The organism is Massilia soli, assembly GCF_016809835.1.
Taxonomy (GTDB): domain Bacteria; phylum Pseudomonadota; class Gammaproteobacteria; order Burkholderiales; family Burkholderiaceae_D; genus Telluria_A; species Telluria_A soli.
Genome location: NZ_JAFBIL020000006.1, coordinates 377,487 through 401,912, shown reverse-complemented (window position 1 = coordinate 401,912; position 24,426 = coordinate 377,487). Strand labels below are relative to the sequence as shown.

The following is a 24,426-nucleotide window of genomic DNA, read 5'->3' as shown; positions in this document are numbered from 1 at the left end:
TTTCGTTCAGCAAGATTGATGGGATCGAGCAGTATAGCAAAAAAAACGGCTTGTAGGACGAATCTCGCAAAGAATGTAGGACAATTACCCTTTTGACAATATGACGACCACTTCCGACACACCTAAGACCGCTGCCGCCGCGCATGGTTCAACACCCCTGCCGCTGACAGATTCCGTCCTGGGAGCGCTCGCCATCACCAAGCGTGGCGTCGATGAACTGCTGATCGAGAGCGAATTTGCGCAGAAGCTGGCGCGCTCCGAGAAAACCGGCCAACCGCTGCGCATCAAGCTCGGCCTCGATCCAACCGCTCCCGACCTGCATCTGGGCCACACCGTGGTGCTGAACAAGCTGCGCCAGCTGCAAGACCTCGGACACCAGGTGATCTTTTTGATCGGCGACTTTACGTCGATGATCGGCGACCCATCGGGCCGCAACGTGACGCGTCCGCCGCTGACGAAAGAGCAGATCGAGGAAAACGCCACGACTTACTTCCGCCAGGCGTCGCTGGTGCTCGATGCGTCGCGCACCGAAATTCGCTATAACTCCGAGTGGTCCGACCCGCTCGGGGCGCGTGGCATGATCGAGCTGGCCTCCCGCTACACCGTGGCGCGGATGATGGAGCGCGATGACTTTACCAAGCGCTTCAAGAGTGGGACACCCATCTCTGTCCATGAGTTCCTCTATCCGTTGATGCAGGGTTACGATTCCGTCGCGTTGAAGTCAGACCTTGAGCTAGGTGGAACAGACCAGAAATTCAACTTGCTTGTTGGCCGGGAGCTGCAGAAGGACTATGGCCAGGAGCCGCAGTGTATTTTGACGATGCCGTTGCTGGAAGGCCTGGACGGCGTCGACAAGATGTCCAAGTCTAAGAACAACTATATCGGCATTACCGAGCCGGCCAATACGATGTTCGGCAAACTGATGAGCATTTCCGACGTCATGATGTGGAGATACTTCGAATTGCTGTCGTTCCGCTCGATCGCCGATATCGCCCAGCTTAAATCCGAGGTCGCGGGTGGCCGCAATCCGCGCGACGCCAAGGTTGCGCTGGCTCAAGAAATCGTCACGCGCTTCCATTCGTCCCAGGCGGCCGGCGATGCGCTGACCGACTTCGTCAACCGGTCCAAGGGCGGCATTCCGGATGATGTGCCTGACGTCGCGCTGGCCGGCGCGCCGCTGGGCGTGGCACACCTGCTCAAGCAGGCGGGCCTGTGCGCTTCCACTTCCGAGGCGATGCGCATGGTCGACCAGGGCGGCGTGCGCATCGATGGCGCCGTCGTCACTGACAAGGCGCTCAAGCTGGACGCCGGCACTTTCGTGCTCCAGGTCGGCAAGCGCAAGTTCGCCCGCGTGACCCTCGGCGCATGATCGGTCTGCTTCAGCGCGTTACCCAGGCCAGCGTGGCGGTCGGCGGCCAGCAGGTCGGCGCGATTGGGCCCGGCTTGATGGTGCTGGTGTGCGCGGAGAAGGGCGACACCGAACGGGAGGCGGACGCGCTGCTGGCCAAGTTGCTGGGTTATCGGGTGTTTTCCGACGATGCCGGCAAGATGAACCGCAGCGTGCAAGATGTCGCAGGGGGGCTGTTGCTGGTCCCTCAGTTCACCCTGGCGGCCGATACCAAGTCCGGCACGCGGCCGTCGTTTACGCCGGCTGCCAGTCCCGAGGATGGACGGCGCCTGTTCAATCATTTTGTCGCCGCTGCGCGGGCCCGGCATGCCGTCGTCGAAACCGGGCAGTTTGGCGCCGACATGCAGGTTTCGCTGACCAATGATGGCCCGGTGACGTTCTGGCTGCAAGTCGAGCCGAAGTAAGGCCACCGCTTAGGCGGACGACGCTGCGCTCGTCCGCCCTACATTTACCACTCTATTAATGCCATCTACCCGCATCCTCCTGATCCGCCACGGCGAAACCGCCTGGAACGCCGAACGCCGCTTGCAGGGCCATATCGACATCGCGCTCAATGCCGAAGGCAAGCGCCAGGCCGCGGCGCTGGCGCTCGCCCTCGCAGGCGAGCAGGTCGACGCCATCATCTCGAGCGACCTGCAGCGCGCGCACCAGACCGCCACGGCGGTCGCTCGCCTGCACGCTATGCCCGTTCACACTGACCCAGGCTTGCGCGAGCGCTGCTATGGCGCCTTCGAGGGCTTGCTGTACGCGGAAATTGAACAGCGCTACCCGGCCGAATTCGCGGCCTGGCAGGCGCGCGACGTCGATTCCAGGGTGCCAGATGGCGAGCGGAAGGCGGAAACGTTCCGCCAGTTCTTCCAGCGCTCCACCGCCAGCATCATCGCCTGGGGTCACAAGTATCCAGGCGGGACGCTGGCGCTGGTGGCGCACGGTGGCGTGCTGGAATGCGCCTATCGCGCCGCCCTTGCGTTGTCGCTGGAAACACCACGCACCTTCAAGGTCATGAACGCAAGCATCAACCGCTTCACGATTGAAGAAGGAAAGCTGGTGCTCGACAGCTGGGGCGAGGTCGCCCATCTGCGACAAGGGGCGCTGGACGAGCTTCCGTAGTCCCTCTCCGCAGTGCGATCTAGCCTCCCATGAACCCGCTTCGTCGCCCTGATGCGACAAATCTGCTAATTAATTGAGCAGTAAATCGGTTAAAATAGAGGGTTCCCGCCATTCTTTCTATGCTGACCAGTGCAAATCGGACCGTACATACTGCGCAATAATGTTTTTGTCGCTCCCATGGCAGGGGTGACCGATCGCCCGTTCCGCCAGCTGTGCAAGGAGCTGGGCGCAGGCTATGCCGTGTCTGAAATGGCGGCGTCGAATCCGCGCCTGTGGGCAACCGAAAAAAGCTCGCGCCGCACCGACCACGCCGGCGAAATGGAGCCGAAGGCAGTGCAGATCGCCGGCGCCGACCCGCAAGACCTGGCCGATTGCGCCAAGTTCAACGTCGACCGCGGCGCCCAGATCATCGACATCAATATGGGCTGCCCGGTCAAGAAGGTGTGCAACAGCTGGTGCGGCTCCGCGCTGCTGCAGCACGAAGACCTGGTCGAGCGCATCCTGCATGCAGTGGTGCAGGCAGTCGATGTGCCCGTCACGCTGAAATTCCGTACCGGCTGGGACCGCCAAAACAAGAATGCGCTGACCATCGCGCGCATTGCCGAGCAGGCCGGCATCCAGATGCTGACCTTGCACGGCCGTACCCGCGCCGACGGCTACAAGGGCGACGCCGAGTACGACACCATCGCCGCCGTCAAAGCGTCGGTCGGCATTCCCGTCGTTGCCAACGGCGATATCGCCACCCCTGAAAAAGCCCGCTACGTGCTCGACTACACCGGCGCCGACGCCGTGATGATCGGCCGCGCCGCGCAAGGGCGCCCGTGGATCTGCCGCGAGATCGACCATTACCTGCGCACCGGCACCCATCTGCCGGCGCCGTATGTGGAGGAAGTGCGTCACCTGATGAGCGAACACCTGCAGGCGCACTATGCGTTCTACGGCGAATTCGTCGGCGTGCGCACCGCGCGCAAGCACATCGGCTGGTACGTACAAGACCTGCCGGGCGGCGAAACTTTCCGCCAGCAAATGAATCGTCTTGAGTCGACGGCGGAGCAGCTATTAGCAGTGGATAAATTTTTTGAATCGCAACACCGTCTCGGGGAGCGGTTACAATACCGCCCCGCGGACGTTTCCTCCGCAGGCGACGACGCCGGCGAAGCGCTGGCGGCTTAACAAGACGCCATGGGGCAGCCCCCGCCACTAGCGGCGGCGGAAACACAACACACGCAGGATAAGCACGAACATGAGCAAAGAAAGCATCCAGGAAGTTGTCCAAAAGAGCCTTGAAGACTATTTCAATGATCTGGGCGAGCAACAGCCGTCGAACATCTACGACATGGTCGTGCTGACCGTTGAGCGGCCGATCCTCGAAGTCGTGATGACGCGCGCCGAAGGCAACCAGTCGCACGCGGCGCAGATGCTGGGCATCAACCGCAATACCTTGCGCAAGAAACTGCAAGAGCACGGATTGCTGTAAACCTCTTTAGCACCGGGTGGCCGTGCTAGCGAGCGCGAGCCATTCGCGCCGCCGCGCGGGCGAGGCATCTTCCCCGCGATCGTATCGGCAGGCATCACCGTATACTTCACAACCAGGCCACTCACCATGATCAAACAAGCCCTCATTTCCGTCTCCGACAAGACTGGCGTGCTCGATTTCGCACGCGCATTGTCCACGCTCGGTGTCAGCATCCTGTCCACCGGCGGCACCGCAAAACTGCTGCAAGACAATGGCGTGCCGGTCACGGAAGTGGCCGACTACACCGGTTTCCCGGAAATGCTCGATGGCCGCGTCAAGACCCTGCATCCGAAGGTCCACGGCGGCATCCTGGCGCGCCGCGATTTCCCCGAGCACGTTGCCAAGCTGTCCGAGCACAACATCCCGGAAATCGACATGGTCGTGGTCAACCTGTATCCGTTCCAGCAGACCGTGGCGAAAGACAGCTGCACACTGGAAGACGCGATCGAAAACATCGACATCGGCGGCCCGACCATGCTGCGTTCGGCAGCCAAGAACCACAAGGACGTGGTGGTGGTGTGCGATCCTGCCGACTATGGCCTGGTGCTGGCGGAAATGAAAGGCACCGGCGCGCAAGCTGGCCCGGTCAGCTACGACACCAAGTTCATGCTAGCCAAGAAAGTGTTTGCCCACACCGCCCAGTACGACGGCGCCATCACCAATTACCTGACCAGCCTCGGCGCGGACAAGGCGCACGCCACCCGCAGCAGCTTCCCCGAGACGCTCAACATCACCGTCGAAAAAGTGCAGGACATGCGCTACGGCGAAAACCCGCACCAGGCTGCCGCGTTCTACCGCGACCTGGCGCCGGCCGCCGGTTCGCTGGCCGCGTACAAGCAGCTGCAAGGCAAGGAACTGTCGTACAACAATATCGCCGACGCAGATGCCGCGTGGGAATGCGTCAAGTCGCTGGGCGGCCTCGGCCAGAGCGCCGGCTGCGTGATCGTCAAGCACGCCAACCCGTGCGGCGTGGCGATCGGCACCGATGCGCTGGATGCGTACAGCCGCGCGCTGCAGACCGATCCAACCTCGGCCTTCGGCGGCATCATTGCGTTCAACGTCGAAGTCGACGGCAAGGCCGCAGAAGCGCTGGCCAAGCTGTTCGTCGAAGTGCTGATCGCCCCATCGTTCACCGCCGAAGCGCTGGCGACGATGTCGGCCAAGCAGAACGTGCGCCTGCTGGAAATTCCCTTGGGCGACGCCCAGAACCCGTTCGACGTCAAGCGCGTCGGCGGCGGCCTGCTGGTGCAGTCGCCGGACGCCAAGAACGTCGGCATCGGCGAACTGCGCGTGGTCACCAAGAAGCAGCCAACCCAGCAGCAATTGCAGGACATGATGTTCGCCTGGCGCGTGGCCAAGTTCGTCAAGTCGAACGCCATCGTCTTCTGCGGCAACGGCATGACGCTCGGCGTTGGCGCCGGCCAGATGAGCCGCATCGACTCGGCCCGCATCGCCTCGATCAAGGCGCAAAATGCCGGCCTGTCGCTGGCCGGTTCGGCAGTGGCGTCGGATGCCTTCTTCCCGTTCCGCGACGGCCTCGATGTGGTCGTTGACGCTGGCGCGACTTGCGTGATCCACCCGGGCGGCTCGATGCGCGACCAGGAAGTGATCGACGCGGCCGACGAGCGCGGCGTCGTGATGCTGTACACCGGCACCCGCCACTTCCGCCACTAAGCAAGCAACCTGGGTTCCCGCGTGCGCGGGAACGACGATCATCGTCGTCCCCGCGAAAGCGGGGAGCCCATTTTTCTTACCTACAACTGTGTTTTTACACAGTATTTCCCCACAAGCGTTGCCCGCCGGTATAACATTCGGTCATGATTATTCTAGGCATTGACCCAGGGCTACGCACGACAGGCTTCGGCGTCATCGAAAAGCACGGCAACAAGCTGCGTTACATCGCTTCCGGCACCATCAAGACCGGCAGCGACGGCGCCTTGCCGCCTCGTCTGAAGGTCATCCTGAACGGCATCGGCGAAGTGGTACGCACCTACCGCCCCGACTGCGCGGCCATCGAAAAAGTCTTCGTCAACGTCAATCCACAGTCCACCTTGCTGCTCGGGCAGGCGCGCGGCGCCGCCATTACCGCGCTGGTAGGCTCGGACTTGCCGGTGGCGGAATACACCGCGCTGCAAGTCAAGCAGGCCGTGGTCGGCACCGGCAAGGCGGCCAAGGAGCAGGTCCAGGACATGGTGTCGCGCCTGTTGCTGCTGCCGGGCCTGCCAGGGTCGGACGCCGCCGACGCGCTCGGTGTGGCGATCTGCCACGCCAACAGTGTCGACGCGCTGGCGCTGATCCAGTCGCTCGCACCCTCCCTCGGCGGCCTGCGCATGAAGCGCGGACGCCTGGTCTAACTATATAAATAGAAGGCTCCCGATGATCGGTCGCATTTCCGGAATCCTGCTCGAAAAAAACCCGCCGCAACTGCTGGTCGACTGCGGTGGCGTCGGCTATGAAGTCGATGTGCCGATGAGCACCTATTACAACCTGCCCAATGTCGGCGAAAAAGTCACCCTGTTCACGCACCAGGCGATCCGCGAAGACGCGCACCTGCTGTTCGGCTTCGGCAATGCCAACGAGCGCGCGGTGTTCCGCCAGCTGATCAAGATCAGCGGCGTCGGCGCGCGCACCGCGCTGTCGATACTGTCGGGCATGACGATCACCGACCTGGCCCAGGCCGTGACCTTGCAGGAAGCAGGGCGCCTGGTGAAGGTGCCCGGCATCGGCAAGAAAACCGCCGAACGCTTGCTGCTCGAACTCAAGGGCAAGCTGGGCGCCGATGTGGGCGCCGTGGCCGGTGCGCCGCGCGACGATACCCAGTCCGACATCCTCAACGCGCTGCTGGCTTTGGGGTATTCTGACAAGGAGGCCACGGCCGCACTGAAGAACATGCCGACCGGCGCGAGTGTGTCCGACGGCATCAAGTTCGCGCTGAAGGCGCTGTCGAAAGCATAAACAATGAGTATCCAGACCGACGATTTCTCCGAGCAGCGCATCATCGACGCCAAGCCATCCTCGCCCAACGAGGAAGCGATCGAACGCGCGCTGCGGCCCAAGCAGCTCGACGAATATGTCGGCCAGGAGAAGATCCGCGGCCAGCTGGAGATCTTCATTTCGGCGGCGCGCAAGCGCGGCGAAGCGCTCGACCACACCTTGCTGTTCGGACCTCCGGGCCTGGGCAAGACCACCTTGGCGCACATCATCGCGCGTGAAATGGGCGTCAACCTGCGCCAGACTTCGGGTCCGGTGCTGGAGCGGCCCGGCGACCTGGCCGCGATCCTGACCAACCTCGAAGCCAACGACGTGCTGTTCATCGACGAGATACATCGGCTGTCGCCGGTGGTTGAAGAGATCCTGTATCCGGCGCTGGAGGATTACCAGATCGACCTGATGATCGGCGAAGGCCCGGCGGCGCGCTCGGTCAAGATCGACCTGCAGCCGTTCACCTTGGTCGGCGCGACCACGCGCGCCGGCATGCTGACCAATCCACTGCGCGACCGCTTCGGCATCGTCGCGCGGCTGGAGTTCTACAATGCGGCCGAACTGACCCGCATCGTCACGCGCAGCGCGGCGCTGCTGAACGCGCCGATCACCGAAGACGGCGCGCACGAGATCGCGATGCGCGCGCGCGGCACGCCGCGTATCGCCAACCGCCTGCTGCGCCGCGTGCGCGACTACGCGGAAGTGAAGGGGACCGGCGACATCACCAAGGCGATGGCCGATGCCGCGCTGATCATGCTCGATGTTGATTCGGTGGGTTTCGATGTCATGGACCGCAAGCTGCTCGAAGCGGTGCTGTTCAAGTTTGGCGGCGGGCCGGTCGGCATCGGCAACCTGGCGGCGGCGATCGGCGAGGCGGCCGATACGATTGAAGATGTGCTCGAACCCTACCTGATCCAGCAGGGTTATTTGCAGCGGACCCCGCGCGGGCGCGTCGCGACGCCGGCGGCGTACCAGCACTTTGGCGTTGCCGCCCCGCGCCTCAGCCCGAGCGGCGACCTGTGGGATAATTTGACGAGTTAAATCGGCGGATGACGGCTTCGCCTCTTCCGCCCTACGATGCTCCCGCTAACCGTAGGGCGGAAGAGGCGAAGCCGTCATCCGCGTACATGCTTAGTGCTAACGCCAAAGTCGCCCCGAAACCTCCGAACTCGCGCATCGCCCACGGCGAAGCCCGTCGCAAGGGCGCGCGGTTATACTGCGGGCAACACGATGATACGAAAAAGGGCTGTAGCATGAAGATTTGGGTAGACGCGGACGCGTGCCCTGGTGTGATCAAAGATATTCTTTACCGCGTGGCCGAACGTCTTGAGCTGGAAGTGATCCTGGTCGCCAACAAGCTGATGCGCGTGCCGGGATCGCGTTTCGTGCGCTCGATGCAGGTGCCCAACGGCGCCGACGTGGCCGACGCCGAAATCGTGCGCCTGCTGGAGGCGGGCGACCTGGTGGTCACCGGCGACATCCCGCTGGCCGCCGATGTGCTGGCCAAGGGCGGCTATGCGCTCAATCCGCGCGGCGAGTTCTACACCGACGCCACCATCGCCCAGCAACTGACGATGCGCAAGTTCATGGAAGAGCTGCGCCAGAACGGCGTCGATACCGGCGGTCCCGCGCCATTCAACCAGGCCGACCAGCGCAATTTCGGCAACGCGCTCGACCGGCACCTGACCCGCAACTTCAAGCGCGGCTAGCTCAGCCCGGCAGTTCCGTGCTGGCGGCCGCCAGCGCCACCTGGTTGCGGCCATTTTGCTTGGCCGCGTACATCGCCTGGTCGGCGCAGTGCACCAGGCCGGCCGCGTCGGGGCCGCATTCCGGATACACCGCCACCCCGACACTGCCTGAAATGCGCAGCGCGATACTGTCGGTCTCGAATGGCATGTTGAGCAGGCTGAGAATGTTTTCCGCGACTTTCATGGCGTCCGCCTGCGATGCGCAGGTGGCCAGCAGCACGCCGAATTCATCGCCGCCCAGCCGCGCCAGCGTGTCGGACTTGCGCAGGCTGCAACGCACGCGCCGCGCCACCTGCACCAGCAACTGGTCGCCCATGCCATGGCCGTAGTTGTCATTGACCGGCTTGAACTTGTCGAGGTCGAAGTAGATAACCGCGAGCATGTTGTCGTCACGTTTCGCATGCAGCAGCGCCTGCTCGAGGCGGTCGCGGAACAGGGTGCGGTTGGCCAGGCCGGTGAGCGCGTCGTGGCTGGCCATGTAGCGCATTTCTTGTTCTGCCAGCTTGCGCTGGTCGATGTTGGTGACGGTGCCAACAACGCGTTTCGGCGCGCCAAGTTCACCGCCGTTTACCAGTGCCGCCCGTTCGGAAATCCAGTGGGTGCTGCCATCGGCGCGCAGCACGCGGTATTCGGCCATGAAATCAGCGCTCCTGCCATCGAGATGCGCTCGCATGGCGGCCGATACGGCAGGCAGGTCGTCCGGGTGCACCTTGCCATGCAGTGCGCCGACGGTCCACGGCACGATGCCGGCGTCAATGCCGAGCAAGGCCTGGGCCTGCGACGACAGCAGCAGGCGCCCGGTCTTCAGGTTGAGGTCCCAGACGCCGGCACCCGACGCGCTCAGCGCCAGTTTCCAGCGCACCTCGGCTTCCTCCAGCGCCTTGACCGAACGGCGCCGGTTGTACCTGGCGGCAAACGCGGTCCAGCCGAGCATCGACAGCGCCAGCAGGATGCCGATGCCCATGATGGCCGCGAAACGCTGCCGGCTTCCGTAGCGCGCGTGGGCGTCGGCGGTGGCCAGCCCGACCGTGACGATCAGGCCGTAATCTTCCAGCTTGTGCCAGGCGTAGTAGCGGTCGATGCCGTCGATGCGGCTGACGCGCCGGAACAGGCCGGCGCGTTCGGTGTTCGGGTCATACGGATAGCCGGTCAGCCGCGCGCCAACCTGGACGTTCGGGTTCCTGCCCGAGCTGCGCGCCAGCACCACGCCCGAACCGACCAGCGAGATCGATGAACCGGGACCGAGGTCGATGGTGTTGTAGAAGCGCGCGAAATAGGCGGTCGCGACCGACGCGACAATGACGCCGTCGACCTTGCCGGCGGCATCGTACAGTGGACGGGTAAGTTGTACCGACCAGACGCCGGAGGTGCGCCCGATCACCGGCGCGCTAATGAACAGCCGGTCCTGGCCATCGCCTTGCAGGTGGGTGCGCACATGTGCGCGGTCGCTTAGGTCGACCGCGGGCGTTTCCGTCCGGCCGCTGGCAAACCGCACCACGCCTTGGCGGTCGGTCGCTTTGACCTGGAAAAAGACCTTGCGGCGCAGCTGCCGGTTCAGTTGCTCGACTGTGCTGGCGAAGCTGGCCTGGTCGCGTTGCCAGTGGCCGCGCAGGGCGATCAGCGATACGTCCACCGTGCTGATGGTGGCGCCTACCTCTTCGGAAAACGCGCGCGCCAGGTTGCTCAAGTCGCGGTTGCTTTCGGCCTTGGCGATCGAGCGCAGCTTGGCGTGCTCCATCGTCACGCCGGTGCCAACCGCAGCGATACACGCCAGCATGAACAACACGGTGCGCAGCAATACCCACGGGCGAAAGTACGCACCGGCAGGGCCGCGCACTGGCGTCGCTGGGTGGGCGTTGGTGAACATTTGGCTTCCGTGGTGTTGCCGCTGCTCGGATAATTCAGAATAGCAAATTATGCTTTTCCCGTCTGCAATTTGCAGTGCGAGTGGCTTCGCGCGGACGTAAAAAAAGCGGGATCGATCGATCCCGCTTTCATGGCCCGCCTGCAGGTTGTCAGGCAGCCGGCAGCTTGCCGAACTGCTCGCGCAGCTTGTCGATGGTTGCCGAGAAATTGACCAGGCGTTCCTTCTCCTGCGCCACCACTGCCTCGGGCGCGCGCGCCACGAAGCTCTCGTTGCCCAGCTTGCCGTTGACCTTGGCGATCTCGCCTTCGATGCGGGCGATTTCCTTGGACAGGCGCTCGCGCTCGGCCTTGACGTCGATTTCCACCTTCAGCATCAGCTTGGTGGTGCCGACGATCGACACCGCCGCCGGCGACTCCGGCAGCGTGTCGACAATGCTCACTTCCGACAGCTTGCCGAGCGACTGGATGTACTGGGCGAAGCCCTGCATGCGTTCCTTGCCGGCCGCATCGGCCGCTTCGACGATCAGCGGCACGCGCAGCGATGGCGACAACTGCATTTCGCCGCGCAGGTTGCGGGTAGCGTCGGTCAGCGATTTGAGCTGCGTCATCCATTCCTCGGCCCGCACGTCGATCAGCGTCTCGTCGGCAATCGGGTACGGCTGCATCATGATCGAGTCGCCGCTGCCTTCGGTGGTCTTGCCGGCCAGCGGGGCCACCGCCTGCCACAGCGCTTCGGTGACGAACGGCACGATCGGGTGCGCCAGGCGCAGGATCACTTCCAGCACGCGCAGCAGGGTATTGCGGGTGGCACGCTGCTGGCCTTCGGTGCCATGCTGTACCTGGACTTTTGCCACTTCCAGATACCAGTCGCAATACTCATCCCAGACAAACTTATAGATCGTGGCCGCAATGTTGTCGAAGCGGTAGTCCTCGAAGCCCTTGGCCACGTCCAGCTCGGCGCGCTGCATCAGCGACAAGATCCAGCGGTCGGCCTGCGACAGGTCGGCGTCGCTGGCCGAGCAATCCTTGCCCTCGGTGTTCATCATCACGAAGCGGGTCGCGTTCCACATCTTGTTGCAGAAGTTGCGGTAGCCTTCGGCGCGGCCCAGGTCGAAGTTGATGTTGCGGCCCAGCGAAGCGTAGCTGGCCATGGTGAAGCGCAGCGCGTCGGTGCCGTAGGCGGCGATACCTTCGGGGAACTCCTTGCGGGTTGCCTTGGCGATCTTTTCGGCGTCGCGCGGGTTCATCAGGCCGGTGGTGCGCTTGCCCACCAGGGTCTCGACGTCGATGCCGTCGATCAGGTCGATCGGGTCGAGCGTGTTGCCTTTCGATTTGGACATCTTCTGGCCGCTGGAATCGCGCACCAGGCCATGCACATACACGGTCTCGAACGGCACCTTGCCGGTGAAGTGGGTGGTCATCATCACCATCCGGGCGACCCAGAAGAAGATGATGTCGAAGCCTGTCACCAGCACCGACGACGGCAGGAAGGCCTTCATGTCCGGCGTTTCCTCCGGCCAGCCCATGGTCGAGAACGGGATCAGCGCCGACGAGAACCAGGTGTCGAGCACGTCGTCGTCGCGGCGCAGGGGAGCGGTGACGCCGGCGGCAACCGCCTTGGCTTGCGCTTCTTCCTCGGTCTTGGCGACAAAGATATTGCCGGCATCGTCGTACCACGCCGGGATGCGGTGGCCCCACCACAGCTGGCGCGAGATGCACCAGTCCTGGATGTTGTTGAGCCACTGGTTGTAGGTGGTGCTCCAGTTTTCCGGCACGAACTTGATCTCGCCGCCAGCGACTTTTTCCAGCGCCACTTCGGCGATCGACTTGCCCGGGAAGTGGGTGCCTTCCGGCGCCGGCTTGCTCATCGCAACGAACCACTGGTCGGTCAGCATCGGCTCGATGACGACGCCGGTGCGGTCGCCGCGCGGCACTTGCAGCTTGTGCGGCTTGACTTCCTGCAGCAGGCCTTGCGCGTCGAGGTCGGCGACGATCTGCTTGCGCGCGGCGAAGCGGTCCAGGCCGCGGTAGGCTTGCGGCGCCTCGTCGCTGATCTTCGCTTCCAGCGTCAGCACGCAGATCATCGGCAGCTTGTGGCGCTGGCCAACCGCGTAGTCGTTGAAGTCGTGGGCCGGGGTGATCTTCACGCAGCCGGTGCCGAAGGCCTTGTCGGCGTACTCGTCGGCGATGATCGGGATTTCGCGCTCGGTCAGCGGCAGCTTCAGCATCTTGCCGTGCAGCGCCATGTAGCGCTCGTCGGTCGGGTCGACCGCGACAGCGACGTCGCCCAGCAGGGTTTCAGGACGGGTGGTGGCGACCGTGATGTGGCCGCTGCCGTCGGCCAGCGGGTACTTGATGTACCACATCGAGCCGTCTTCTTCTTCCTGCACCACTTCCAGGTCGGACACCGCGGTGCCCAGCACCGGGTCCCAGTTGACCAGGCGCTTGCCGCGGTAGATCAGGCCTTGCTCGTACAGGCGGATGAACACCTCGGTCACGGTCTGCGAGCGCGGCTCGTCCATCGTGAAGTATTCGCGCGCCCAGTCGGCCGAGGCGCCCATGCGGCGCATCTGGCCGGTGATGGTGTTGCCCGACTTTTCCTTCCACTCCCAGACTTTCTTGATGAACTCGTCGCGGCCGAGGTCATGGCGCGAGATCTTCTGCGCGTCCAGCTGGCGCTCGACGACGATCTGGGTGGCGATGCCGGCGTGGTCGGTGCCCGGAATCCAGGCGGTGTTGAATCCGCGCATGCGGTAGTAGCGGGTCAGGCCATCCATGATGGTCTGGTTGAACGCATGCCCCATGTGCAGCGTGCCCGTCACGTTCGGCGGCGGCAATTGGATGCTGAACGATGGCTTGTCGGCATCGAGGGTGGCGGCGAAGTATCCGCGCTGCTCCCATTCGGTGCGCCAGAACTGTTCAATGTCGGCGGGCTCGAAAGACTTGGCTAATTCCATGGTGTGTGGGCTGTGTTGTAGGCGAAAACAAGCATTATAAGGGAGCGATGCGAGCAAATGATGCTGTGCAAAAAAAAGTGCTGCGTCGCGTTTGTCACGCTCACCAGTGGAAAATTGGCCGGGCGGCGCGAATTACCTCATAATATTGATTCATGGTAACTTTATCCTGGGTAAGTATGATTTCGTTCGCCATTGCGCAGTACGTCGATTCGACCGCGAAGTTCGCCGATCAGCTTGCGCTGATACAGCGGGCAATGGCGCTGGTCGGCAAGATACTGGACCGCGAACTGGTCTCGGCCGCGACCGCCAATATCCTGCTGAAAGTGACCATCCAGACCGATGCGGAGGTCGATGGCGCTTACAGCGCCGCCGCCTTGCCGAATTATTCCGGCCAGTTCAGGTCTTCGCCCGAGGGAACCATTCCTGCACTTAACGGTCTGGTCAACGACGTCGCGTACAAGGTGCAGACCGGTAAGAGCGCGCTGATGCCCTGGAATGCGACCACCGGCACGGGCAACTGGTTTAGCGATACCGTCGAAGGTTTTCTGTACATTAGCGAGGGGACCATGGCCGACCTGGTGGCAAGGGGCAGCGCTGCCCTGGCCGAAACCGACGGCACCATTGCCCTGCTGGTCCACGAGGTGCTGCACATGCTCGGCTTCCATGGCGATGAGGATGCGCTGACCGAACCTGAAGGTTCCGCCTGGACTTCCCCGTTCGACCAGATGATCGAACTGAACGGACTGGATGCCTGGTTTACCGGCCGCGCGGCCCAGGCGATCTACGGCGATGAGGTTCCGCTGCGTCCGCTCGACAGCTGGACCAATGTGCACCACCTCGACGTGCTCAACCTCCCCGATGGCGGCGCGCAGGGCGACGCTTTCGTCCATGCGGGCAGCGACTTGATGAACGGTCTCCTGGTGGACGGCATGCGGGTCTCCGACCTCGATGTCGCGGTGCTGGTCGACCTGGGCTACCGCAACGTCCGCACCCTCGTGTCGGTGGACGGGCATACCTTCATCCCCGGCGTCGGAGCTCTGACGCTGCAGGGGACGGCCGCCACCAATGACGCCGCATTCTTCGCCGGCGAGCGCAGCGCATTTTCGGTCATCAAATTGGACGGTACCGTCACGGTCACGGCCAAGGCGACGCCATCCGACGTGGCCCGGCTGAACGGTATGGAAACGCTGCTGTTCGCCGATGGCAAGCTCGGCACGGATTTCATCGGCACCGCCGCTGCGGATGTGTTGCGCGGCACCGCAGCGAGCCAGACCTTGTACGGCGGCGCCGGCGACGACCTCCTGATCAGTGGCGGAGGCCGCGACATCGCGGTATTTTCGGGCAGCGCTGCCGAGTATCTTCTTGCCGCTGACGGCAGCACCTTGACCGTGCTCGACACGCTTGGGCGGGATGGCCGGGATACGCTGGAAGGCGTGCAGCGCCTGTGGTTCGCCGACAAGCACCTGGCGATGGACCTCGATGGCAATGCGGGCGACATGTACCGGCTATACCAGGCCGCGTTCGACCGCAAGCCGGACCTGGACGGGCTGGGCTTCTGGATCGGCATGCTCGACGACGGCATGAGCCTTGCCGATATCTCCGCCGCTTTCACCACTGCGCCCGAGTTCAGGGACCTGTACGGCGCCGCGCCCAGCAACAGTTCGGCATTGACGAAGTTCTACCAGAATGTGCTGCACCGCGAGCCGGAACAGGCCGGGTTCGATTACTGGCTCGACGTGATGAACAACAAGGGCGGCGCATTGAGCGCGGTGCTGATGGCGTTCAGCGACAGCCCGGAAAATCAGGCCCAGGTGATCGGCAGCATTGCGGGCGGCATCGAGTACACCCAGTTCTACGGGTAGGGACGGCGTTGGCAGGCAAAAAAAAGGACGCCGAAGCGTCCTTTTTTCATGCCGACAGATGCTTAGTTACCGCAACCCAGGGAGGCGATACGGTCGTAAGCCGCCTTGGCGCGTACCAGGCCGAAGCCGTACTTGGTGTCGCGGCCAGCGGTGCCCAGGTCTTCAGCGCTCTTGGTGAGCGAGCTGCGGATCTGTGCGCCGGTGCAGGTTGGGAAGTAGCTCCACACCAGGGCTGCCACTGCCGATACGTGCGGCGTTGCCATCGAGGTGCCGTCGAAGTAAGCGTAGTTCGACGCCTTGATGCCGACCGTTGCCGACTGGCCCAGCTGGTTCGCCATCGCCGCGCCTTCCACATCGGTGGCCGTTACCGAAGGAATGCTGGTCACGGTGGTGCCCAGGGTGCCGCCGAACGCGCCTGCCACGTTGTTATAGACGACTGCGCCAACGCCGCCCGAAGCCTGGCAGTTCGATACCTTGGTAGCGAAGTCGACGGTGCCGCGCGCGATCAGGCAGACCTTGCCCGAGACCGAGGCATTGACCTGGTCGCCAATGCCGAAGTCAGCCAGCGCGCCGGTGCGGACCACTGCTGGCGAACCTTCCATTGCGCCCGGAGCGTAGCTGGTGGTGCCAACCGTCAGCACCGCTTCCGAACCCGTGCCCATCGGGACGGTCGACAGCACCGCTACGCCAGGACCGGAAATTTCTACTGCGCTGTTGTACTGCGAGAAGGTGGCCCATGCCTTGTTCTCGTCCAGCGCGCCAACCATCATGACGCTGGCATAGCCCGCCGGGTAGGAGATCACGGTGTTGCCGTCGTTGCCTGCTGCGGCGATCGACAGTACGCCTTTCGATTGCAGCGAGTTGAACGCGTTTTCTTCGGTTTTGGTCTTGCGGCCGCCGCCCAGCGACATGCTGATGACGTTCGAACCGGCTGCGCCGCACTTGTTGGCGGCCGACGCCAGCGTCGACGAGTAAGCCCAGCCGTTCGCGCCGAACACCTTGACGATGTGCAGCTTGAGTTTCTTGTTGGCGTTCACGCCGACCACGCCGACGCCGCTGTTGTTGACCGCGGCGATGGTGCCGGCGACGTGGGTGCCGTGGCCATCTTCGTCGTTGTACCACCAGCCGGTGCCAGCGTCGTATTCGCCGGTCACGACGTTGCCGACCAGGTCTTCGTGGTCGCGGTTCATGCCGGAGTCGATGATGCAGACCTTGCGGTTGGTCGCGTTGGTGTCAGGCAACTGATCGGCCTGGACCATCTTGATACCGTAAGGAACCAGCTGTCCTGTCGCATAGGGGGTGCCAGTCGATGGCGAGGTCAGCGCGAATGGCTTGCGGATCACGTCTTCTTCGACATACTGCACGTTCGGATTGTTCTGCAGGCCCTTCAGCGCCACGGCCGGCACTTCGATCGCCATTGCGTCCATGCCGAAAATTTCGTGTTTGACATTGCCTTTGGCGGCAGCGACGGCCGCCTTGACGTTGGCTTTTGCGCCTGGCTTGAAGGCGACGATGACGCGGGTGGTGTCAGGAGCGGCTGCGGATGCGGCGCCCATCACGCCGAAAGCGGTGGTTGCAACGACCATCTTGACTGCGAGGGCGATGGTGGACATGCGAGTCTTGCTTTGCATCATGAATCTTCTCCGATAGAAAATAGTTGTAAACGCCGCGGCTCTGATGGCCCTTGGGCGTGGTTTTATTGAACCTTTGCCGACCATTTATGGAACAGCAATGGCCCAGTGTATTTGGAAAATTTACGCAAAATCAATCGAACTCAGCAGATCGCACCGCAGCATGTTGTATTGCTCAAGAAAAGTTTTAGTTTTTGCGTTTAGCAAAATTGCTTGGATAGAATTGGTGATATTATTTTGCGCCCAGGCAGTTAAAGATGTTATTAAAGTACTATTTATGTCTCTGGGGAAACTTTACGAAAGAAAAAAAGACGCCGCAGCGTCTTTTTTTTTGAGGAGGGCGGGTCGTCAGTTGCCGCACCCGAGGGTGTTGATGCGGTCATATGCGGCTTTGGCCTGCACCAGCCCATGACCGTAGCGCTCATCGCGCCCGGGCGCTCCGAGGTCCTGGGCACTCTTTCCCAGCGACGAGCGCAACTGTGCCGCCGTACAGCTTGGGAAATAGCTCCACACCAGCGCCGCAACGGCGGCGACATGCGGCGTCGCCATCGAAGTGCCGTCGTAATAGGCATAGTGGACCGGCTTGACCGCGACCGTGGCCAGCTGGCCCAGCTGCCCCATCATCGCCGCGCCTTCGGTATCGGCGGCGCTCACTGACGGAATCGACGTGACAGTGGCGCCCAGCGTTCCGCTGAAGCCGCCTGGCACATTGTTGTAGACCACCGCAGCGACCCCGCCGCTGCGCTGGCAGTTCGCCACCTTGGTCGCGAAGTCGACCGACCCGCGCGCGATCAGGCAAACTTTGCCGTTGAGCGCAGCATCAACCGCGTCGCCCAGCCCGAAATCGGCCAGCGGCGCGCTGGCGCTGGCGAACGGCGAACCTGCCATCGTGCCCGGCGCGTAGGCGCTGCGGCCGACCGTCAGGCTGGCCTCGGCGCCGCCGCCCATCGGTACCGTCGACAGCACGCCCACCCCTGGCGCCGACAGCTCAACCTTGCTGTTGAACTGCGAGAACGCGGCCCAGGCCTTGTTCTGGTCCAGCGCGCCGACCATCACCACGCTCGGATAGCCGGCCGGGTACGAAATAGCCCGGTTGCCATCGTTGCCGGCCGCCGCGACCGACAACACGCCCTTGCTGGCCAATGCCATGAAAGCGCGGATTTCAAGCTGGCTGGGGCGCGCGCCGCCCAGCGACATGCTGATCACGTTGGCGCCGGCACTGCCGCACTGGTTGGCGGCCGCAGCCAGCGTCGACGAATAGGCCCAGCCCTCGGCGCCGAACACCTTGACGATGTGCAGCCTGAGCTGGCGGTTGGGCGCCACGCCGACGACGCCGGTGCCCGAGTTGTTGATCGCCGCGACGGTGCCGGCCACGTGGGTGCCATGATGATTCTCATCGGTATGCCACCAGCCGGTGCCCGCGTCGTAGACGCCGCTGGCGCTGTTGCCCGCCAGGTCTTCGTGCGCGCGGTCATAGCCCGAGTCGATGATGCACACCATGCGGTTGGCGGCGTAGTTGTCGGGCAATTGGTCGGCCTGGACCATGCGGATGCCGTAGGGGACAAGCTGTCCCGGCAGGTAGGGCTTGTTCGACGGCGCCGCCAGCGCGAGCGGATAGCGCTTGACGTCTTCTTCGATGAATTCAATCTGCGGGTTGTTGCGCAGGCCGCGCAGGGCGCGCGCCGGAATCTCGACGGCGATCGCATTCATGCCCGGGAGATCGCGCTTGACCTGGCCGCGCGCCGCGCCCACCGCCGCCTTCACCGGCGCCGCGGCGCCCGGCTTGAACGCCACGACAACCCGGGTGGTCTCGGGCGCCGCTGCGCGGGCCGCGCCGGCGCCGGCGACGCCAAGCGCCAGGATGGCCGCGGTGAAGGTCGATGCCCCAATGAGTAGCTGATTCATGTGTGTCTCCCTGTGGAAGTCGTTGCTGTGACCGTTCGATCCTACCCCCGCCGATTCAGCGTGCCCTTGTGTTTTATGTGCCGTCCGCTGCCGCACGCTTGACCAGTTCGGTCACCGTGACAGAAAAACCATGTTGATCGCTTCGCCACACGTTATAATTTCCGCGCTGCCGCAAGGCGGCACACGCTAGGGGTCCTGCAAATCGCGACGGTTGTCGCGAGGCGCGGGTGAGAAACACCCTCTGAACCTGATCTGGATAATGCCAGCGAAGGGAAGCATGTCGAGCCTGGCCGCGCACCTACCGCGTGGCAGGCCGGCGCTCCTTTGCTGGCTCCTGCACGCAAAGGAGCCACATGAATGCCCAAGTAAAATTTGACCCGGCCACCGCCACGGTCGACCAGGCGGCGATTGCGCCGTTTCCCAATTCCACCAAGGTCTACCTCGAAGGCAGCCGGCCCGACATCCGCGTGCCGATGCGCTCGGTCAGCCAGTCGGCCTCCGGCGGCGAGGACAACCCGCCGATCTTCCTCTACGACACCTCCGGCCCGTACACCGACCCGGCCGTCGCGATCGATATCCGGGCCGGCTTGACCACCCCGCGCACCCCGTGGATCCTGGCGCGCGGCGACACCGAAGCGCTGCCCGGCCCGAGCTCCGACTACGGCCGCGCCCGCATGGACGACCCGGCGCTTGCGCAGATGCGCTTTGCGCTGGCGCGCGCGCCGCGCCGCGCGCTGCCTGGCGCCAATGTCACCCAGATGCATTACGCGCGCCACGGCATCGTCACCGCCGAAATGGAATTTGTCGCCCTGCGCGAAAACCTGCACCGCAAGCAATACCTGGCCCAGCTGGAGCAAGCCGGTCCGCTCGGGCGCCGCACCGCCGCGCTGCTGGGCCGCCAGCATTCGGGCCAGTCGTTCGGCGCCGCCATGCCCGGCGAAATCACGCCCGAATTCGTGCGCTCGGAAGTGGCGCGCGGCCGCGCGATCATTCCGGCCAACATCAACCACCCGGAAGTCGAGCCGATGATCATCGGCCGCAATTTCCTCGTGAAGATCAACGCCAACATCGGCAACTCGGCGGTGACCTCGTCGATCGGCGAAGAGGTCGAGAAGATGACCTGGGCGATCCGCTGGGGCGCCGACAACGTGATGGACCTGTCGACCGGCAAACACATCCACGAAACGCGCGAATGGATCATCCGCAACAGCCCGGTGCCGATCGGCACGGTGCCGCTCTACCAGGCGCTCGAAAAGGTCAACGGCAAGGCCGAAGACCTGAGCTGGGAAATCTACCGCGACACCCTGATCGAGCAGGCCGAGCAGGGCGTCGACTACTTCACGATCCACGCCGGGGTGCTGCTGCGCTACGTGCCGATGACGGCCAACCGCCTCACCGGCATCGTCTCGCGCGGCGGCTCGATCATGGCCAAGTGGTGCCTGGCGCATCACCAGGAGTCGTTCCTGTACACGCACTTCGAGGACATCTGCCAGATCATGAAGGCCTACGACGTCTCGTTCAGCCTTGGCGACGGCCTGCGTCCCGGGTCGATCTACGACGCCAACGACGAAGCCCAGCTGGCCGAGCTGAAGACGCTGGGCGAACTGACCCAGGTCGCCTGGAAGCACGACGTGCAGACCATGATCGAGGGTCCCGGCCACGTGCCGATGCAGCTCATCAAAGAGAACATGGACCTGCAGCTGGAGCAGTGCCACGAGGCGCCGTTCTACACGCTGGGACCATTGACGACCGACATCGCGCCGGGCTACGACCACATCACTTCTGGCATCGGCGCCGCGCAGATCGGCTGGTACGGCACCGCGATGCTGTGCTACGTGACGCCGAAGGAGCACCTCGGCCTGCCCGGCAAGGACGACGTCAAGGAGGGCATCATCACCTACAAGATCGCCGCCCACGCGGCCGACCTGGCCAAGGGCCACCCGGGCGCGCAGCTGCGCGACAACGCGCTGTCGAAGGCGCGCTTCGAGTTCCGCTGGGAAGACCAGTTCAACCTGGGGCTGGACCCGGACAAGGCGCGGGCCTTCCATGACGCGACCTTGCCGAAGGATTCGGCCAAGGTCGCCCACTTCTGCTCCATGTGCGGCCCACACTTCTGTTCGATGAAGATCACCCAGGAAGTGCGCGAATACGCCAGGGCCGGCATGCAGGAAAAGGCGATCGAATTCGTCAAGGGCGGCGCGCGGCTGTATCCGAAGGAGGCGCCATGACCACGGTTGACGTCAACGGCGAAGCGCGCGAGGTGGCGCCGGCCTGCACCTTGCTCGACCTGGTCGCGCAGCTTGACCTGGCCGGCCAGCCGCTGGCGCTGGCCGTCAACCGCACGGTGGTGCCGCGCCAGCAGTGGCATGCGTGCCAGCTGCGCGGCGGCGACCAGGTCGACATCGTGCGCGCCATCGGCGGCGGCTGAACATCACAGGAGACTTCACACATGAACGACAAACTCACCATCGCGGGCGTTGAATACAGCTCGCGCCTGCTGGTCGGCAGCGGCAAATACCGCGACCTGGCGCAAACGCGCGAAGCGACCGACGCGGCCGGAGCGCAGATCGTCACCGTCGCGATCCGCCGCGTCAACATCGGCCAGGACCCGAATGCGCCGAGCCTGCTCGACGTGCTGCCGCCGAGCCAGTACACGATCCTGCCCAACACCGCCGGCTGCTACAACGCGATGGACGCGGTGTACACGCTGCAGATGGCGCGCGAACTGCTGGACGGGCGCAAGCTGGTCAAGCTCGAAGTGCTGGGCGACGACAAGAGCCTGTTCCCGAACATGCCCGAAACCCTGATCGCCGCCGAGACGCTGGTGCGCGACGGCTTCGACGTGATGGTCTACTGCAGCGACGACCCGGTGCAGGCGCGCCTGCTGGAAGAAATCGGCTGCGTGGCGGTGATGCCGCTGGCGTCGCTGATCGGCTCCGGCATGGGCATCCTCAACCCGTGGAACCTGTCCTTGATCATCGAGCAGGCCAAGGTGCCGGTGCTGGTCGACGCCGGCGTCGGTACCGCGTCGGACGCCGCCATCGCCATGGAGCTGGGCTGCGACGGGGTGCTGATGAACAGCGCGATCGCCATGGCGCAGGACCCGGTGCGCATGGCGCGCGCGATGCGGCTCGGGGTGCTGGCCGGGCGCGAAGCTTTCCTGGCCGGGCGCATGGCGCGCAAGTTCAGCGCGTCGCCGTCGTCGCCGATGGCGGGACGGCTGCAGTGATGCGGCCAGCCGTGCTGGTGTTTTCCGGCCTCGATCCGTCCGGCGGGGCCGGCATCGCGGCCGACATCCAGGCGATCGCCGCGCAGGGCGCGCATGCGCTGCCGATTGTGACGGCGCTGACGGTGCAGGACCATAACCGGGTGTTCGAGGTGGAGCCGGTCGACGCCTGCCTGCTGCGGCGCCAGGCGCGCGTGCTGGCAGCGAGCTGCGACATCAAGGTCGTCAAGGTCGGCATTCCGGGCAACCGCGCCAATGCCGAGGCGATTGCCGCGGTGATCCTCAGGCTGCGCGAAGACATGCCGGATCTGCCGCTGGTACTCGACCCGGTGCTGGCCAGCGGCCATGGCGACCTGCTGGCGCGCGGCGATCCGCTGCAAGTCATCGCACCCTTGCTGGCGCTGGCCACCGTGGTGGTGCCGAACCTGCCCGAGGCGCGCGCGCTGGCCGGCGCGCGCTTTCCGCACCTGCTGGTCACCGGCGGCCACGGCGGCGGACCCACCGTAATCAACCGCTGGCAGGGCGAAGGCGAATCGCGCGACTGGGCCTGGCCGCGGCTGGCTGGCAGCTTCCATGGCAGCGGCTGTACGCTGGCGGCGGCCATCGCCGGCCGGCTGGCGCTGGGCGAACCGGTCGCACAGGCGCTGCAGCGCGCCCAGGCCTACTGCCATGGCGCCCTGGCGGCGTCGTTCGCGCTCGGCCCCGGCCAGCGCATCCCCAACCGCAGTGCGCATTTCATTTAAAGGGACACATACACCATGCACCAGGGACTTTACCTCGTCACCCCCGACTGGGACGACACCGGCCGGCTGGTCGACATCACGCGCAGCGCGCTGCACGCCGGCGCGGCCATGCTGCAGTACCGGCACAAGGGCGCCAGCCCCGCGCTGCGGCTGGAGCAGGCCGCCGCGCTGCTGGCGCTATGCCGCCGCTATCATCGCCCTTTGATCATCAACGACCATGTCGAACTTTGCCTGACGCTCGACGCCGACGGCGTCCATGTGGGCGGCACCGATGTCTCCGTCGCGCAGGCGCGCGCAACGCTCGGTCCCGGCAAGATCGTCGGCGCGTCATGCTACGGCGACCTGGCGCTGGCGCGCGCGGCCCAGCGCGAGGGCGCCAGCTACGTGGCGTTTGGCGGCTTTTATCCGTCGCGCGTGAAGCAGTACAGCTTCCGGACCGAGCCCTCCATCATCGACCTGGCCAAGGCCGGCATCGCGCTGCCGCTGGTTGTCATCGGCGGGATGACGCCCGAGAACGCCGCGCCGCTGGTGGCGCGCGGCGCCGACATGGTGGCGGCGATCAGCAGCGTGTATGCGGCGCCGGTGCCGGGCGCGGTGGTGTGCGAGTTCGACGCGCTGTTCGCCGGGCGCCCGAAAAACTGCGCAAACCAGGGAGCCGCCGTATAATCAGTTCACATTTCGATGATTAGGGACTTCAAGAATGACTTCCTCGCCCGCTGTCAAAAGACGCATCCTGATCGTCGACGACGATGCCATCCTGTTGCAATTCATCGGTGAAGTGCTGCGCCATGCCGGCTACGACACGGTGTCCGCGTCGTCCGGCGCGCAGGCGATCGCCCAGATCGAAGCGCGCGAACCCGACCTGGCGCTGCTCGATATCACCATGCCCGGCATGACCGGGCTGGAGCTGGCGCGCCACCTGAACGAACTGACCACGGTGCCGTTCATGTTCCTGTCGGCGATCGGCGACACCGATTCGGCCAGGCAGGCCGCCGCGTACGGAGCAGTAGGGTATGTCGTCAAGCCGGTCGACGCCGAGCAGCTGATGGCCGCCTTTGAGGCGGGCCTGGCGCGCGCCGACGAGATCCGCCAGCTGCGCCGCACCGAAACCAATCTCAATGCCGCGCTCGCCGCCGGCCGCGAGACCAGCCTGGCTGTCGGCCTGCTGATGGGCAAGTTCCAGACCGACCGCAACACCGCCTTCGAGGTGCTGCGCGACCATGCGCGCTCGAGCCGCCGCAAAATCAATGAAGTGGCCGACCAGTTACTTGCAGCGGAAGAAACGTTAAACAGTTTGCATGTTGGATTTGCAAGCCGTCTCAAGGCGAAGTAGCGATCGAGTCTGTTTATTGCGACGATTGTAAAATATAAATACCCAAACTGCGCGTTGAGCGCCCGTTTCCGGTAGACTTCGCTTGTGGTCTCCAGGACCAGCGAGCGGCCGCTACCCGCCGTTCGCCGTATTACCAGCG

General features: G+C 64.2%; 21 protein-coding genes and 1 riboswitch. Of the genes, 17 read left to right on the top strand and 4 right to left on the bottom strand.

Going from position 1 to position 24,426, the window contains the following annotated elements:
• Positions 1–100 precede the first annotated feature (100 nt).
• From tyrS to I4X03_RS16820, 10 genes are all read left to right on the top strand, one after another.
• Positions 101–1,369, top strand: a complete 1,269-nt coding sequence (gene tyrS, locus I4X03_RS16865; RefSeq protein ID WP_223469403.1) for a tyrosine--tRNA ligase — start codon at positions 101–103, stop codon at positions 1,367–1,369.
• Positions 1,366–1,812, top strand: a complete 447-nt coding sequence (gene dtd, locus I4X03_RS16860; protein ID WP_223469402.1) for a D-aminoacyl-tRNA deacylase — start codon at positions 1,366–1,368, stop codon at positions 1,810–1,812. Before tyrS ends, dtd begins: the two co-directional genes overlap by 4 nt.
• Before the next feature lie 58 nt (positions 1,813–1,870).
• A complete protein-coding gene (locus I4X03_RS16855) occupies positions 1,871–2,518 on the top strand; it encodes a histidine phosphatase family protein (RefSeq protein WP_223469401.1) in 648 nt (215 codons plus the stop codon).
• Between the two features lie 129 nt (positions 2,519–2,647).
• On the top strand, positions 2,648–3,691 hold the full coding sequence (dusB, locus tag I4X03_RS16850; RefSeq protein WP_223469400.1) for a tRNA dihydrouridine synthase DusB: 1,044 nt from the start codon (positions 2,648–2,650) through the stop codon (positions 3,689–3,691).
• Between the two features lie 70 nt (positions 3,692–3,761).
• On the top strand, positions 3,762–3,995 hold the full coding sequence (locus I4X03_RS16845) for a helix-turn-helix domain-containing protein (protein WP_131428581.1): 234 nt from the start codon (positions 3,762–3,764) through the stop codon (positions 3,993–3,995).
• Between the two features lie 126 nt (positions 3,996–4,121).
• On the top strand, positions 4,122–5,708 hold the full coding sequence (purH, locus tag I4X03_RS16840) for a bifunctional phosphoribosylaminoimidazolecarboxamide formyltransferase/IMP cyclohydrolase (protein ID WP_223469399.1): 1,587 nt from the start codon (positions 4,122–4,124) through the stop codon (positions 5,706–5,708).
• 143 nt (positions 5,709–5,851) lie between these two features.
• Positions 5,852–6,388, top strand: coding sequence for a crossover junction endodeoxyribonuclease RuvC (gene ruvC, locus I4X03_RS16835; protein ID WP_223469398.1), 537 nt, complete (start codon positions 5,852–5,854; stop codon positions 6,386–6,388).
• Between the two features lie 22 nt (positions 6,389–6,410).
• Positions 6,411–6,989 carry a Holliday junction branch migration protein RuvA gene (ruvA, locus tag I4X03_RS16830; protein ID WP_223469397.1) on the top strand — a complete coding sequence of 193 codons (579 nt, stop codon included), beginning with the start codon at positions 6,411–6,413 and terminating at the stop codon, positions 6,987–6,989.
• Between the two features lie 3 nt (positions 6,990–6,992).
• The gene (gene ruvB, locus I4X03_RS16825; protein ID WP_223469396.1) at positions 6,993–8,057 is read left to right on the top strand and encodes a Holliday junction branch migration DNA helicase RuvB; all 1,065 of its coding nucleotides are present in this window, start codon (positions 6,993–6,995) and stop codon (positions 8,055–8,057) included.
• Positions 8,058–8,269: 212 nt separating this feature from the next.
• Positions 8,270–8,725 carry a YaiI/YqxD family protein gene (locus I4X03_RS16820; RefSeq protein WP_223469395.1) on the top strand — a complete coding sequence of 152 codons (456 nt, stop codon included), beginning with the start codon at positions 8,270–8,272 and terminating at the stop codon, positions 8,723–8,725.
• Position 8,726: 1 nt separating this feature from the next.
• On the opposite strand, the gene I4X03_RS16815 is transcribed toward I4X03_RS16820, so the two are convergent.
• Both I4X03_RS16815 and I4X03_RS16810 read right to left on the bottom strand, forming a co-directional pair.
• Positions 8,727–10,631: a sensor domain-containing diguanylate cyclase gene (locus I4X03_RS16815; RefSeq protein WP_223469394.1), complete on the bottom strand. Its 1,905-nt coding sequence runs from the start codon at positions 10,629–10,631 to the stop codon at positions 8,727–8,729.
• 148 nt (positions 10,632–10,779) lie between these two features.
• Positions 10,780–13,587 carry a valine--tRNA ligase gene (locus I4X03_RS16810; RefSeq protein ID WP_223469393.1) on the bottom strand — a complete coding sequence of 936 codons (2,808 nt, stop codon included), beginning with the start codon at positions 13,585–13,587 and terminating at the stop codon, positions 10,780–10,782.
• Positions 13,588–13,763: 176 nt separating this feature from the next.
• Between I4X03_RS16810 and I4X03_RS16805 the strand changes: the two genes are divergently transcribed.
• The gene (locus I4X03_RS16805; RefSeq protein ID WP_223469392.1) at positions 13,764–15,449 is read left to right on the top strand and encodes a DUF4214 domain-containing protein; all 1,686 of its coding nucleotides are present in this window, start codon (positions 13,764–13,766) and stop codon (positions 15,447–15,449) included.
• Positions 15,450–15,511: 62 nt separating this feature from the next.
• On the opposite strand, the gene I4X03_RS16800 is transcribed toward I4X03_RS16805, so the two are convergent.
• Positions 15,512–17,080 carry a S8 family serine peptidase gene (locus I4X03_RS16800; RefSeq protein ID WP_223469391.1) on the bottom strand — a complete coding sequence of 523 codons (1,569 nt, stop codon included), beginning with the start codon at positions 17,078–17,080 and terminating at the stop codon, positions 15,512–15,514.
• Between the two features lie 348 nt (positions 17,081–17,428).
• Positions 17,429–18,985: a S8 family serine peptidase gene (locus tag I4X03_RS16795; protein ID WP_307735374.1), complete on the bottom strand. Its 1,557-nt coding sequence runs from the start codon at positions 18,983–18,985 to the stop codon at positions 17,429–17,431.
• A 178-nt stretch (positions 18,986–19,163) separates the two neighbouring features.
• Positions 19,164–19,276, top strand: a riboswitch (TPP riboswitch).
• A 62-nt stretch (positions 19,277–19,338) separates the two neighbouring features.
• Between I4X03_RS16795 and thiC the strand changes: the two genes are divergently transcribed.
• From thiC to I4X03_RS16765, 6 genes are read left to right on the top strand one after another with little or no spacing between them, the layout of a single operon-like run.
• Positions 19,339–21,213: a phosphomethylpyrimidine synthase ThiC gene (gene thiC / locus I4X03_RS16790; protein ID WP_223469390.1), complete on the top strand. Its 1,875-nt coding sequence runs from the start codon at positions 19,339–19,341 to the stop codon at positions 21,211–21,213.
• Positions 21,210–21,413 (top strand): sulfur carrier protein ThiS, encoded by a 204-nt coding sequence (thiS, locus tag I4X03_RS16785; RefSeq protein ID WP_223469389.1) that lies wholly within the window; start codon positions 21,210–21,212, stop codon positions 21,411–21,413. The genes thiC and thiS overlap by 4 nt, the downstream gene beginning before the upstream one ends.
• 21 nt (positions 21,414–21,434) lie before the next feature.
• Positions 21,435–22,214: a thiazole synthase gene (locus I4X03_RS16780; protein WP_223469388.1), complete on the top strand. Its 780-nt coding sequence runs from the start codon at positions 21,435–21,437 to the stop codon at positions 22,212–22,214.
• Positions 22,214–22,954, top strand: a complete 741-nt coding sequence (gene thiD, locus I4X03_RS16775) for a bifunctional hydroxymethylpyrimidine kinase/phosphomethylpyrimidine kinase (RefSeq protein WP_223469478.1) — start codon at positions 22,214–22,216, stop codon at positions 22,952–22,954. Before I4X03_RS16780 ends, thiD begins: the two co-directional genes overlap by 1 nt.
• Before the next feature lie 15 nt (positions 22,955–22,969).
• A complete protein-coding gene (gene thiE, locus I4X03_RS16770) occupies positions 22,970–23,620 on the top strand; it encodes a thiamine phosphate synthase (protein ID WP_223469387.1) in 651 nt (216 codons plus the stop codon).
• 34 nt (positions 23,621–23,654) lie between these two features.
• Entirely contained in the window at positions 23,655–24,287 is a 633-nt protein-coding gene (locus I4X03_RS16765) for an ANTAR domain-containing response regulator (RefSeq protein WP_223469386.1), read from the top strand.
• Positions 24,288–24,426: the final 139 nt, after the last annotated feature.

Bases quoted from the DNA above. Each gene is read 5' to 3' on its own strand.
- I4X03_RS16805 (WP_223469392.1), top strand. From the start codon at position 13,764: ATGATTTCGTTCGCCATTGCGCAGTACGTCGATTCGACCGCGAAGTTC.
- I4X03_RS16820 (WP_223469395.1), top strand. From the start codon at position 8,270: ATGAAGATTTGGGTAGACGCGGACGCGTGCCCTGGTGTGATCAAAGAT.
- I4X03_RS16815 (WP_223469394.1), bottom strand. From the start codon at position 10,631: ATGTTCACCAACGCCCACCCAGCGACGCCAGTGCGCGGCCCTGCCGGT.
- thiS (WP_223469389.1), top strand. From the start codon at position 21,210: ATGACCACGGTTGACGTCAACGGCGAAGCGCGCGAGGTGGCGCCGGCC.
- thiC (WP_223469390.1), top strand. From the start codon at position 19,339: ATGAATGCCCAAGTAAAATTTGACCCGGCCACCGCCACGGTCGACCAG.
- dtd (WP_223469402.1), top strand. From the start codon at position 1,366: ATGATCGGTCTGCTTCAGCGCGTTACCCAGGCCAGCGTGGCGGTCGGC.
- ruvB (WP_223469396.1), top strand. From the start codon at position 6,993: ATGAGTATCCAGACCGACGATTTCTCCGAGCAGCGCATCATCGACGCC.
- thiD (WP_223469478.1), top strand. From the start codon at position 22,214: ATGCGGCCAGCCGTGCTGGTGTTTTCCGGCCTCGATCCGTCCGGCGGG.
- purH (WP_223469399.1), top strand. From the start codon at position 4,122: ATGATCAAACAAGCCCTCATTTCCGTCTCCGACAAGACTGGCGTGCTC.
- I4X03_RS16845 (WP_131428581.1), top strand. From the start codon at position 3,762: ATGAGCAAAGAAAGCATCCAGGAAGTTGTCCAAAAGAGCCTTGAAGAC.
- thiE (WP_223469387.1), top strand. From the start codon at position 22,970: ATGCACCAGGGACTTTACCTCGTCACCCCCGACTGGGACGACACCGGC.
- I4X03_RS16810 (WP_223469393.1), bottom strand. From the start codon at position 13,587: ATGGAATTAGCCAAGTCTTTCGAGCCCGCCGACATTGAACAGTTCTGG.
- tyrS (WP_223469403.1), top strand. From the start codon at position 101: ATGACGACCACTTCCGACACACCTAAGACCGCTGCCGCCGCGCATGGT.
- I4X03_RS16780 (WP_223469388.1), top strand. From the start codon at position 21,435: ATGAACGACAAACTCACCATCGCGGGCGTTGAATACAGCTCGCGCCTG.
- I4X03_RS16855 (WP_223469401.1), top strand. From the start codon at position 1,871: ATGCCATCTACCCGCATCCTCCTGATCCGCCACGGCGAAACCGCCTGG.
- I4X03_RS16800 (WP_223469391.1), bottom strand. From the start codon at position 17,080: ATGCAAAGCAAGACTCGCATGTCCACCATCGCCCTCGCAGTCAAGATG.
- I4X03_RS16795 (WP_307735374.1), bottom strand. From the start codon at position 18,985: ATGAATCAGCTACTCATTGGGGCATCGACCTTCACCGCGGCCATCCTG.
- I4X03_RS16765 (WP_223469386.1), top strand. From the start codon at position 23,655: ATGACTTCCTCGCCCGCTGTCAAAAGACGCATCCTGATCGTCGACGAC.
- ruvA (WP_223469397.1), top strand. From the start codon at position 6,411: ATGATCGGTCGCATTTCCGGAATCCTGCTCGAAAAAAACCCGCCGCAA.
- ruvC (WP_223469398.1), top strand. From the start codon at position 5,852: ATGATTATTCTAGGCATTGACCCAGGGCTACGCACGACAGGCTTCGGC.